Annotated in this window: 9 protein-coding genes; 5 read left to right on the top strand and 4 right to left on the bottom strand. The window is 73.7% G+C overall.

The features are described from left to right. Window positions 1–9: 9 nt before the first annotated feature. From IE95_RS0108320 to IE95_RS0108305, 4 genes are all read right to left on the bottom strand, one after another. The gene (locus IE95_RS0108320) at window positions 10–1,230 is read right to left on the bottom strand and encodes an AI-2E family transporter (RefSeq protein WP_084689974.1); all 1,221 of its coding nucleotides are present in this window, start codon (window positions 1,228–1,230) and stop codon (window positions 10–12) included. Window positions 1,231–1,283: 53 nt separating this feature from the next. Then, window positions 1,284–2,450 carry a diacylglycerol/lipid kinase family protein gene (locus IE95_RS0108315; protein WP_030151162.1) on the bottom strand — a complete coding sequence of 389 codons (1,167 nt, stop codon included), beginning with the start codon at window positions 2,448–2,450 and terminating at the stop codon, window positions 1,284–1,286. 175 nt (window positions 2,451–2,625) lie between these two features. Next, the gene (locus tag IE95_RS0108310; protein WP_240666357.1) at window positions 2,626–4,644 is read right to left on the bottom strand and encodes an ABC transporter ATP-binding protein; all 2,019 of its coding nucleotides are present in this window, start codon (window positions 4,642–4,644) and stop codon (window positions 2,626–2,628) included. Beyond that, window positions 4,641–6,290, bottom strand: a complete 1,650-nt coding sequence (locus tag IE95_RS0108305) for an ABC transporter transmembrane domain-containing protein (protein WP_036571502.1) — start codon at window positions 6,288–6,290, stop codon at window positions 4,641–4,643. The genes IE95_RS0108310 and IE95_RS0108305 overlap by 4 nt, the downstream gene beginning before the upstream one ends. 163 nt (window positions 6,291–6,453) lie before the next feature. Here IE95_RS0108305 and IE95_RS0108300 point away from each other — a divergent pair, with 163 nt between their 5' ends. From IE95_RS0108300 to fepG, 5 genes are read left to right on the top strand one after another with little or no spacing between them, the layout of a single operon-like run. Continuing rightward, window positions 6,454–7,446, top strand: coding sequence for a helix-turn-helix domain-containing protein (locus tag IE95_RS0108300; RefSeq protein ID WP_084689973.1), 993 nt, complete (start codon window positions 6,454–6,456; stop codon window positions 7,444–7,446). Window positions 7,447–7,500: 54 nt separating this feature from the next. Continuing rightward, on the top strand, window positions 7,501–8,517 hold the full coding sequence (locus IE95_RS0108295; protein ID WP_084689972.1) for an ABC transporter substrate-binding protein: 1,017 nt from the start codon (window positions 7,501–7,503) through the stop codon (window positions 8,515–8,517). Next, on the top strand, window positions 8,517–9,392 hold the full coding sequence (locus tag IE95_RS0108290; protein ID WP_030151157.1) for a siderophore-interacting protein: 876 nt from the start codon (window positions 8,517–8,519) through the stop codon (window positions 9,390–9,392). The genes IE95_RS0108295 and IE95_RS0108290 overlap by 1 nt, the downstream gene beginning before the upstream one ends. A 1-nt stretch (window position 9,393) precedes the next feature. Next, the gene (locus IE95_RS0108285; RefSeq protein ID WP_030151156.1) at window positions 9,394–10,506 is read left to right on the top strand and encodes an iron chelate uptake ABC transporter family permease subunit; all 1,113 of its coding nucleotides are present in this window, start codon (window positions 9,394–9,396) and stop codon (window positions 10,504–10,506) included. Then, window positions 10,503–11,579 carry an iron-enterobactin ABC transporter permease gene (gene fepG / locus IE95_RS0108280; RefSeq protein WP_030151155.1) on the top strand — a complete coding sequence of 359 codons (1,077 nt, stop codon included), beginning with the start codon at window positions 10,503–10,505 and terminating at the stop codon, window positions 11,577–11,579. The genes IE95_RS0108285 and fepG overlap by 4 nt, the downstream gene beginning before the upstream one ends. Window positions 11,580–11,611 lie beyond the last annotated feature (32 nt).

Below are 11,611 nucleotides of genomic sequence, written 5' to 3'. Positions count from 1 at the left end.
CGGGCCAGGTCAGGGGCCGGTCGAGGCCTGTGGACGGTCGTCGGGGCTGTCGGGGCTCTGGGTGCTCTGCGAGGGCTCGGGGGCCGCCGCCCCTGTGAGCGCATCGGTTGGCTCGGCGACCTCGGCGACCTCGGCGGCCTCGGCCGCGGGGCCTTCGGACCGTGCCGGCGGCGGGGCCGCGGCCGTGTCGCCCGACAGGTAGCGCAGCCAGCCGGAACCAGGGTCCCCCTCGATGACGAGCGCCCGGCTGAGCAGGGTCAGCGGGATCGCGAGGATCGCGCCCAGCGGGCCGATGACGAGCGTCCAGAACACCACCGAGAAGAAGCTCAGCGTGAGGCTCAGGTTCACCGCGTCGGCCACGAACTTGGGCTGCACCAGCACCTGCAGGACCACGTTGACGACGCAGTACACCGCGATGACGGCGAGCGCGAGCGGCCACCCGCCCACGACGAGCGCCATGACCGCGGGCGGGACCAGACCGAGCACGAACCCGATGTTGGGCACGAAGTTCGTCACGAACGCGAGGATCGCCCAGACCGCGGGAGCGGGGACGCCCATCCACCACAGGGCCACGCCGTCGATGATCGCGACGACCGCGCCGAACGACGCGTTAACCACGAAGTACCGGCGGACGCCCGAGTTGTACGCCGTGACGCGGTCGAGCGTCGCGGGTCGCTGCCCGCCGAAGCGCGAGCGGGCGTCCTGGTAGCGCGTCGCGTCGGCCGCCATGAAGATCACGTAGGCGAGCACGAAGAAGAAGGCCGTGAGGACCGACATGGCGGTCCCGCCGATCGTCGCGGCGAAGCCCGCGAGCGTGCTCGGGTCGAGCCAGGACGCGACGGCGTCCGTGACCTGGCCCTCGACACCGAACGACTCCAGCCACGTCGTGGCCTGATCGACGATCGTGGACAGGTCGTCGAGGTACTGCCCGACGAGGTCGGCGAACTGCACGCCCGCGAACGCGAGGAGCGCTGCGAGCGCGCCGAGGATCAGGTAGGCCACGACGATCGTCGCGGTCGTGGCCGCCCACCGGGGCCACCCTCGCCGCTGGAGCGGGGCCCGGACCGGTTGCACGATGATGACCACGACAGCGGCGAGAGCCAGCGGGCCGAACAGGTCGCGCGCGAGGTAGACCCCCGCGAGGACGATCACGGCCGCGGCGAGGCTGAGCAGGGTGCGGGTCGAGGGAGCCAGACCCGGCGGCCGAGGGGCGTCCTGCAGTGCGGTCATCTGGGCGGTGCTCCTCGATAGGTCGGTACGTCAGGTCGAATGATGCCTGCCGGTCAGGCGGTCCGCACGACCAACCCGCCCGGCTCGACCCACGCCTCGAGCTCGACCGCCCTGCCCAGGAGGTCGCCGTCGACCTGCGCCTGCTCGCCGCCCTCGACCCGGACCCGGACGCGCTTGGCGCGCGCGTGGTCGATCCGGCCGATCTTCGCGGGCAGGTCGTTGCGCACCCCGAACCCTTGCATGACGACGTCGCCGAACAGCTGCGCCCAGCCCACGACCCCGCCCCGCGTGTCGATCGCGGCGACGTCGAGGATGCCGTCGTCGAGCACCGCGTCGGGCAGCAGCGTGATGCCGCCCGGCAGCTTGCCGCAGTTCCCGACCAGCAGCGTGCGGAGCTTGGCGTTGACCGGGGGCGTGTCGTCGAGCTGGATCGTCGCGCGCAGACGGCGCCCGTGCAGGTGGCGGATGCCCGCGACGAAGTACGCGACCCAGCCCACGCGGGCCTTGAGGGTCGCGTCGGCGTCGGCGACCATCGCGGCGTCGAACCCGAGCCCTGCGATGACGAGGAAGATGTGCGCCGTCTCGGTGTCCTGCTCGGGGAGGGCGTCACCGGCAGCGTGGGGTGTCCCGGTCGTGTCGGTCTCGCCCCGGTCGGAATCCCCGTGGGCCCCGTCGGGCCGGGCGAACTCCAGGACGCGCGCCCACCCGACGTCGATCACGCGGTCCGCGCCCGCGACGACGATGCGCAGGGCCTCGTCCGGGTCGGTGACGGGCAGGTCGAGGTTGCGCGCGAGGAGGTTGCCCGTGCCGAGCGGCACCAGGCCCATGGGCTTGCCCGTGCCGACCATGCCCTCGGCGACGGCCCGGACGGTGCCGTCGCCGCCTACCGCGACGACGATGTCGGCACCGCGGGCCAGGGCCTCGCGGGTCTGCCCGACGCCCGGGTCCTCGATCGTGGTCTCGAGCCACAGGGGTTCGGGCAGGTCAGCCTCGGCGCACACGCGCCGGACCGTCCGTTCGAGGTTCGCGACCGCGGGCTTGGACGGGTTCGCGACGAACGCGATGAGCTGGCCGACGTCCTCCGTGGCGGCCTCGGTGACCGCGAGCGGGGGGTCGAGGCGGCGCCGGCGCCGCTGCTGCGACCAGACCGCCATCGCGACGGTGAGCGCGACCGCGGAGATGGCGACCGCTGCGACCCCCAACCACATTTCCCAAGCCATGTCGGACACGGTAGCGCCCGGGATGCCGAGGGTGACGTGCGAGCCCGCCGAAGGTGACGTACTCGACTGCCGACGGTGACGCGTATGCCCGCCGAGGGTGACGCGTATGCCCGCCGACGGTGACGCGTATGCCCGCCGAGGGTGACGGCGCCGTCACCCTCGGCGCTCGGGACGGTCACCCTCGGCGGTCTGTCGTGCCTTTCGTGCCTCGCTCCCACGCTGCCCACAGCTCCGCGTACCGGCCACCAGCCTGGCGCAGCGCGTCGTGCGTCCCCGACTCGACGATCCGCCCCGACTCCATGACGACCACGCGGTCCGCGGTCCGGGCCTGGCTCAACCGGTGCGCGATGACGACGGCGGTCCGCCCCGCGAGCGCTGCCCGCGCGGCCCGGTCGAGGGTCGCGGCGCCGTCCGTCCCGACCTCCGCGGTCGCCTCGTCGAGCACGACCACCGCAGGGTCGAGCAGCAGGATCCGCGCGAGCGCGAGCTGCTGCGCGCGGTCGGGTGACAGGTCGAGCCCGCCCGCGCCGACGACGGTCGCGAGGCCGTCGGGCAGGTCGTGCGCCCAGTGCGCCTCGACCGCGTCGAGGGCCGCGGTCAGCTCGGCGTCGCTCGCGTCGGGGGCCGCGAGGCGCAGGTCCTCGGCGAGCGTCCCGCTGAAGACGTGGACCTCCTGGCTCACCATCGCGGCGCCGCTCGGCCGGCCGGTGGAGTCGTTCACGGCCCGACGGCGTCGCCCCGGCGCTTCGCCCAGGACGCGCACGGCGCCGCGCGTCGGGCGGTGGATGCCCATCGCGAGCTTCGCGACCGACGTCTTGCCGGCTCCCGACGCTCCGACGAGCGCGACGTGCTCGCCCTCGGCGACGTCGAGGTCGACGTCGGTGACGACGTCGCGCCCGGGCGTGTAGCTGAACGTCACGCCCCGGAGCACGACGGCGGAGCGTGCCTCCCGGGAGATGGCTGCCGGACCGCGGTGGTCACCCCGGGTAGAGGTCTGGTCGCCGTCGGCGGAGATTCCGTCACCGTCGGCGGACAAGGCGTCACCCTCGGCACGAACACGGTCACCCTCGGCACGAACACGGTCACCCTCGGCAGGAGTCCGGTCACCCTCGGCAGGAGTCCGGCCACCCTCGGCCGGGATTCCGTCACCCTCGGCGGTCCCTGGCGTCACCGTCACCGTCGCCGTCACGCCCACGAGCCGCGCGAGTCCTGCACCGGCCTTCTGGATCTCGTCGAACTCGCCCAGCACCGTGCCGATCGGCCCGAACAGCCGGTGGAAGTACAGTGCGGCTGCGGTCGCCGCGCCGACCGTCACGGCGTCGTCCGACACGAGCCAGAACCCCACGGCGAGCACGGCGCCGAGCCCGATCAGCTCGGCGACGTTGAGCCGGTTGTAGAAGCGGGTGAGCAGCCCGATCCCGGTCAGCGACAGGTCGATCGCGCGCAGCGAGGACCGGGCGACGAGCGCCTCGTGCCTGTCGCCGTGGCCGAGCGTCGTGACGGTCGTCGCGCCCGCGACGGTCTCGATGACCTGCTCGGTGCGCTGCGCCTCGGCGACGCGCACCTCGCGGTACACGGGGCCCGAGCGGCGCAGGAACCAGCGCAGCGACACGACCTGCAGGGGAGCGGCCGCGAGCGCGGCGAGCGCGAAGCGCCAGTCCAGGGCGCCGAGCCCCACGAGCGTCAGGACGATCGTGAACGCGGCCGACGTGACTGCGGGCAGCACGCCCGAGATCGCCTCGCTCACGGCGTCGACGTCTCCCGAGACGCGCGCGACGACGTCGCCGACGCCCGCTCGCTCGACCTGTTCGAGGGGCAGGTCGAGCGCGCTCGCGAGGACGTCCTCGCGCAGGTCGGCGAGGGCTCCTTCGCAGATCCGGGCGAGCAGGGTCTGGCCGAGGTAGCCGAGGCCCGCGCTCAGCACGCCGGCCCCGAGGAGCAGCAGCGCGCAGCGGACGAGGTCGGAGGTCTCACCGCCCTCCGCGACGACGTTGACCAGGGTTCCGAGGAGCGCGGGGGTCGCGAGGCCTGCGACGGACCCGGCCAGGAGGACCGTGACGGTCCCGGCGAAGAGCCACCGGCGCCGTGTGAGCATGCGCCACAGGGCCGCGTTGGTCGCGGTGGTCGTGGCGACGGGCAGGATCTCGTGGGCCGGGGCGACGCGGTCGGCCTCGGTCGCGGCATGGGCGCTCACGAGGCGACCAGCTCGGCGTCGGCGTCCGTCGCCTCGGGGACCCCGTTCACGGCCACCACCACCTGGTCGCACACCGCGAGGAGCGTCGGGCTGGTCGTGACGAGCAGCAGCGCACGGTCGGGGAGCCCCCGGAGCCCCGCGGCGATCCGGGCCTCGGTCACGGTGTCGACGGCGGTCGTCGGGTCGTGCAGCACGAGCACGGGTTGGGGGCGGTGCAGGGCCCGGCCGAGGACGAGGCGTTGGCGCTGTCCGCCGGACAGGTGCTGTCCGCGGCCGGTCAGGTGGGTGTCGAGACCGTCGGGCAGGTGCCCGAGCACCTCGGTCGTCCCGGACGCGGCGAGCGCGCGGGGGTCGAGGGGGCCGTCGGGTGCGAGGTTGTCGCGCACGGTCGTGCTGAACAGCGTCGCGTCGTGCCGGGCTGCGAAGACGAGGGTGCGTCCGGTCGTCGGGTCGAGCGTCGAGAGGTCGGTCCCGTCGATGACGACGGTCCCGGGTGGGGCGGGTGCGCGGCACCCGAGGACGTCGACGAGCGCGGCCGCGTCTCCGGCGTCGGGCACGACGACGCCCACGACCTGGCCGCGGCGGACCGTGACGGGCCCGAGCGCGGAGCCGCCGAAGGTTCCGGCGAGGGTCACCGTGCCGCCCGACGGCGTCGCGCCAGCCACTCCGGTGTCCACAGGCCGGGCCGTGGTGCTGTGGACGGTGGGTTCGTCGAGCAGGCGGAGCAGGCGGCGGGCGGACGCCCGCTTCTGCGCGAGCTCGACGCCCAGGAACCCGGTCCGGGACATGGGCTCCTGGACGAACTGGGCGAGCCCGACGACGGCGACGAGCTCGCCCACGGTGATCTGCCCGGCGAGTGCCATGCGGCCCGCGAACAGGGCGACCGTCGAGAGGAAGACCACGGAGAGCGCCGCGCTGACGGCCTGGTACGCGGCGCGGGAGCGGACGGCGCGCAACGCGGCCGCGAGGGAGCCGCGGCTCGCGCGACGGTAGCGGTCGGCGGCGGCCTGCTCCGCCCCCAGTCCCTTGAGGACGCGCAGCCCGGTGACGAGGTCGGTCGCGAGGCCGCCGGCGCGTGCGGCGGTCTCCTGCTCGGCCTCGCTGCGGGCCTCGAGCGGGACGGACAGCCGGTGCATGACGAGCAGCATCAGGGGGGTCGCGACGAGGACCGCGACGCCGAGCGGGACGGAGACGAGGAGGAGGCTCACGGCGGTCGTGCCGATCGCGGCGAGCGCGCCGAGCTGTCCCGTGACGAGCCAGGCGATCCCGGCGACGCGGTTCGTGTCGGAGGACGCGATGGTCAGGGTCTCGCCGGCCGCGCGTCGACGGGCCATGCCGCGCGGGTCGAGGACGCGCGCGACGGTGAGCTGGCGCAGGTCGTGCGCGGCGAACGAGAATGCGCGGACGGTCGAGCGCATGCCGATGCGCCAGGCCATGGTCAGGACGAGGAAGACGCCTGTGAGGACGCCGAGCCACAGGCCGAGCGCGGCGCCGTCGCGCGGCATGATCGCGCGGTCCACGACGACGCCGATGAGGACGGGCACGAGCGCCTCGGCGACCTGGTGGACCATGAAGCCGCTCGCGCCCGCTGCGAGCAGGAGCCATCGGCGGTCGCCCGCGAGGACGAGGCGGAAGATGCCGCTCACGGTCGTCGGCGGTGGCCCGGCGTGGCCGGGTGGCGGGTGTGCTCCCGCGGTCGGACGGGGTGGGCTGCCCGGTTCCGGGCGTGCGGGGCGACGGGAACGGAGGGGCATGCTTGCTAAGGTAATGCTTACCTACCTGAGCCGATGTGAGATAGCCTGCCGAACCATGTCGCTCATCGGCCAGGAACTCTCCGTCCCCCTCGCGCCCGTCCGGCTCCCGGGCGGCGGCCACGAGGCCACCGGTGAACCGCGCGACTCCGACGCCGTCGAGGCCGCCGCGCTCCTGGCGGCCGCGCGCGAGGTCCGGTCCGTGTCGACGTCGCACTTCCCGCCCAGCACCCCGGGCCTGTGGCCCGTGCACGTGCACGCGTTCCACGAGCTGCTGTGGGGCGCGCAGGGCGTGCTGACCGTCGAGACCGAGCACGGTTTCTTCGCGGTCCCGCCGACGATCGGCCTGTGGATCCCTGCAGGTGTCGCGCACGCGGTCCAGACGGCCGGCGGCACGGGCTTCTACTGCACGTATGTGGACGCGGACGTGGCGGCGTCACCTGCGCCGGGGGGCGGCGGGGCGCCGGCGGGCGAGGCCTTCGTCGCGGTCCTGGACCGGGCGCACCGCACCACCGCGGTCTCGGTCCCGCCCGCGGCGCGCGAGCTCATGGTCCACCTGTCGCAGCGCGACATGGCTCCGGCGGCCCGACGGCGCAGCGAGCGCGTCGTCGTCGACCTCCTGTCTCCCGTGGACGTGACGCCCATGGTGCTGCCCATGCCCTCGGACGCGCGCCTGGCGTCGGTCGCCAGGCGTCTGCTGGACGACCCTGCCGACACGCGGTCGCTCGAGGCGTGGTCGCGGGAGGTGTCGGTGAGCGTGCGGAACTTCTCCCGGCTGTTCCACCGGGAGACGGGTATGACGTTCGCGCAGTGGCGGATCCATGCGCGGGTCCGGGTCGCGATCGGGCTGCTCGCGGGCGGGATGCCGGTGGGGACGGTCGGGCGCAGGGTCGGGTACCGGACGCCGAGCGCGTTCGTGCAGTCGTTCCGGCGGGTGCTGGGTCATACGCCGGGCTGGTACGTGGCGTCGGTGAGGGCCGATGCGGAACACCCCCTGGCCGCTGGTGGCGACGATCGGCCGGTTCCCGAGGCGCACGCCTGGTTAGGGTAGGGATACCTAACCAGCCTGACGGTGGTCGTCACCGTCCCCTGCCCGGGAGCCCTTGTGACCCTCGCCCGTACCGCCCGTACCGCCCGTACCGCCCGCTCCGCCCGTACCACCCTGCTCGCCGCCTCCGCGGCGACGTTCGCCCTGCTGCTCGGCGCGTGCGCCTCGGGCACCGACGCGGGCTCGGGCTCCGGCTCGACCTCCGGCACCGGTGCCGGAGGAACCGAGACCCGCACGGTCGACAGCGCGTTCGGCGAGACCACGATCCCGACCGACCCGCAGGCCGCGCTCGGCGTCTACACGACCGACCTCGACATGCTCATCACCCTCGGCATCCCGCTCGCGGGCTCCCAGCCGATCCGCTCGCAGGGGTACACGACCTTCCCGTCGTTCTTCGACCAGGAGGCCCTCGAGGGCATCAAGACGTTCAAGAACTTCCCCGAGTACAACTACGAGGAGATCCTCGCCGCGCAGCCCGACGTGATCCTCAACGGCCTGGGCTACGACGACGAGCTCGTGGCCAAGCTCCCCGACATCGCCCCGACGTACAGCTTCAACGGGTTCGACGGCCGCGACTGGCGTGAGAGCTTCGCCGAGGTCGCGCAGGCGTTCGACAAGGTCGCCGAGCACGACGCCTGGACCGCGAAGTACCAGGCCAAGGTCGACGACGTGAGGGCGCGGCTCGCCGCGGCCGGGATCGACCCGGTCGTCGGGCCGGTCGGGTACGGCGACGGCGAGGTCATCACGTCCTGCTACGGCACGCCCTGCCTCGTCTTCAAGGACCTCGGGCTGAAGATCACGCCGCTCGTCGAGCCCGAGGAGGGCACGACGCTCGGCACCGAGCAGCTCGAGCAGCTCGCGGGCATCGACTGGGTCTTCACCTCGACGGCACCCGACGAGAAGACGGGTGAGCTCACCGACCCGTTCACCGAGCTCGCGGGCAACGGCCTGTGGACGTCGCTGCCGTTCGTCGCGAACGGGAACATCGCCGTGCACGACATGGAGATGGTCTACGGCTCGCCCAGCGGCCAGTACGCGTTCCTCGAGGTCGTCGAGAAGGCCCTGCTGCCGTGATGCGCATCCACCGCGCCGAGGTCGTGGCGGTCGAGCGTCTGACCCCCGGCATGATCAGGGTCACCTTCGGTGGCGGGGGGCTCGCGGACTTCGAGTCGACGGGGGTGGGCGACGAGTACCTGCGGGTCTTCCTGCCCTCGCCGGGCGAGGCCGAGCCCGTCCTGCCGTTCGCGACCGAGGACTCCTGGGACTACCCCGAGGGCGTCCAGGCGTCGCCCATGCGGACCTACACGGTCCGCGCCGTGCCCGCGCCGGGCCTGGTCGTGATCGACTTCGTCGTCCATGACGGGGGAGTCGCCGCCGCCTGGGCCCAGCAGGCGAAGGCGGGCGACGTCGTCGGGCTGAACTCGCCGCGCGGGCTGTACGACCCGCCCGCCGACCTCGCGTGGCAGATCCTCCTCGCGGACGCGACGGGACTGCCCGCGGTCGGCCGCCTGATCGAGCAGGCGCCGGCGGGCGTGCGCACGCGCGTCGTCGTCGAGGTGCCCGACGCGGGCCACCGCCAGTCCTTCCCCGCCAACCCCGACGTCGACATCGCGTGGGTCTACGGCGGCAACGGCCACGGCCCGTGCCGGCTGGAGGAGATCCTGCGGAGCATCGACCTGCCCGACGGCGTCGGGTACGTCTGGTTCGCGGGCGAGACCAAGGTGCTGCGCGCCGTCCGCAAGTACCTGCGCCACGAGCGCGGCCTGCCGGTCACGGCCTACAAGACCATCGGGTACTGGACCGCGGGGGCCGAGAAGTGGGCAGAGCGCTGGGAGAACCTCGACCCGAGCGTCAAGGCGTGGATCGACGCCCTCTGGGCGGACGAGGACCGCGACGAGGAAGAGGTCACCGACGCCTATCACGACAAGCTCGAGTCGTTGGGGCTGTGAGATGACGACGACCGAACGGGCCCCTGCGGGGGGCGGCGCCCCGCCGTCCTCGTCGGCAGCCCCCGTCGCGGCCCCCGTCGCGGCCGCCGACAGGGCGCCCGGCCTCGCCGCGACCAACGCGACGCGGACCGCGTGGCTGCTCGTCGCCGTCGGGGTCCTGGTCGTGATGGTCTTCGTGAGCCTCGCCGTGGGCTCCAAGACGATCCCCCTCGCCTCGGTGTGGTCCGCGCTGGTCGGCGCGCCCGGCGCCGACCCGAACGACGTGGTCGTCCTGCGCGACCTGCGCCTGCCCCGCACGGCCCTGGGCCTGCTGGTCGGGGTCGCGCTCGGACTCTCGGGCGCGTTGATCCAGGCGCTGACCCGCAACCCGCTCGCCGACCCCGGCATCCTGGGCGTCAACGCGGGTGCGGGGTTCGCCGTGGTGCTCGGGGTCGCGACGTTCGGCGTCGTCACCATCCAGCAGTACATCTGGTTCGCGTTCCTCGGGGCGATCGTCACGACCGTCGTGGTCTACCTCATCGGTTCGCTCGGGCGCGGGGGAGCGACACCGATCCGCCTCACGCTCGCCGGCATCTCGATCGGCGCCGTGCTGGGCGGGATCTCGTCGGGCATCACGCTGCTCAACCCGCAGGTCTTCGACACGATGCGCTACTGGGGGGCTGGCACGCTCAGCAACCGCTCGTGGGACATGGTCGGGACGGTCACGCCGTTCATCCTCGTGGGCGTCGTGCTCGCGATCGTCGCCGCACGCCCGCTCAACGCGGTCGCCCTCGGCGACGACCTCGCCCGGTCCCTCGGCGCCCACATCCACCGCACCCGCACGATCGTGGTCGTCGCGGTCACGCTCCTGTGCGGCGCGGCCACGGCCGCCACAGGCCCCATCGGGTTCGTGGGGCTCATGGTCCCGCACGTCGCGCGCTGGATCGTGGGCCCCGACCAGCGGTGGATCCTGTCCTGCACGCTCGTCCTGTCGCCCGTCCTGCTCCTCGTGTCCGACGTCGCAGCGCGCCTGGTCCTGCGGCCCGCCGAGCTGCAGGTCGGCATCGTGACCGCGTTCGTCGGCGCCCCGGTCCTCATCTGGCTCGTGCGACGCAGGCAGGTGAGCGGGCTGTGACCGTGCCCGTGCAGACGCCGCGCGCCCGCCTCGACTTCGGCCGACCCACGCGCGTCGTGCGCTCGCGCCGCGGACGGTTCTCCGCCCGCCTCGACGTGCGCGCCGCCGTCGTGACCCTCGTGCTCGTGGCGCTCGCCGCGGCGGTGGGTGTCGTCGCGCTCGGGGTCGGCGACTACGCCGTCGCCGTGCCCGACGTGCTGCGCGCCCTCACCGGCGACGCCCCCGAGGTGATCCGCATGGTCGTCGTCGAGTGGCGCCTCCCGCGCGTCCTGCTCGCGATCCTGCTCGGCGGCGCCCTCGGCATGAGCGGCGCGATCTTCCAGTCCCTGACCCGCAACCCCCTCGGCAGCCCCGACATCATCGGGTTCAACACCGGCGCGTACACCGGTGCGCTCGTCGTGATCCTGCTGCTCGGCGGCTCGTACAGCGCGGTCGCCGCCGGGGCAATGATCGGCGGGCTCGTCACCGCGGGCGTCGTCTACCTGCTCGCGTACAAGAACGGCGTCCAGGGCTTCCGGCTCATCATCGTCGGCATCGCGATCAGCGCCATGCTCGCGTCCGTCAACACCTGGCTCATCCTCAAGGCCGACCTCGCGCGCGCCATGGCCGCCGCGACCTGGGGAGCAGGCAGCCTCAACGGGCTGTCCTGGACCCAGGTGCTGCCCGTCGTGCTCATCCTCGCGGCGCTCGTGCCGCCCCTGTTCCTCCTGGGGCGCCGCATGAACGTCCTCGAGATGGGCGACGACGCCGCGCAGGCCCTCGGCGTCCGCTCCGAACGCACGCGGCTCTCGCTCGTCGTCGTGGGCGTCGCCCTGACGGCGCTCGTCACGGCCGCGGCCGGACCCATCGCGTTCATCTCGCTCGCCGCGCCCCAGCTTGCCCGCCGCCTCACGCGCGGCGCGACCGTCGGCCTCGCGTCCTCGGCCGCCATGGGCGCCGCGCTGCTCGCCGCGAGCGACCTCGTCGCGCAGCGCGCGTTCGCGCCCACGCAGCTCCCCGTGGGCGTCGTGACCGTCAGCATCGGCGGCTGCTACCTCGTGTGGCTGCTCGCCCGGGAGGCGAGGCGGCAGTGACCACCCGGACCCGCACGGCCCCGACCAGCCCC

The organism is Oerskovia turbata, assembly GCF_000718325.1.
GTDB lineage: Bacteria > Actinomycetota > Actinomycetes > Actinomycetales > Cellulomonadaceae > Oerskovia > Oerskovia turbata.
Note: the sequence above shows the minus strand (reverse complement) of the source record. Positions and strands in the feature narration are given on the sequence as shown.

Bases quoted from the DNA above. Each gene is read 5' to 3' on its own strand.
- IE95_RS0108320 (WP_084689974.1), bottom strand. From the start codon at position 1,230: ATGACCGCACTGCAGGACGCCCCTCGGCCGCCGGGTCTGGCTCCCTCG.
- IE95_RS0108315 (WP_030151162.1), bottom strand. From the start codon at position 2,450: ATGGCTTGGGAAATGTGGTTGGGGGTCGCAGCGGTCGCCATCTCCGCG.
- IE95_RS0108300 (WP_084689973.1), top strand. From the start codon at position 6,454: ATGTCGCTCATCGGCCAGGAACTCTCCGTCCCCCTCGCGCCCGTCCGG.
- IE95_RS0108290 (WP_030151157.1), top strand. From the start codon at position 8,517: ATGCGCATCCACCGCGCCGAGGTCGTGGCGGTCGAGCGTCTGACCCCC.
- IE95_RS0108285 (WP_030151156.1), top strand. From the start codon at position 9,394: ATGACGACGACCGAACGGGCCCCTGCGGGGGGCGGCGCCCCGCCGTCC.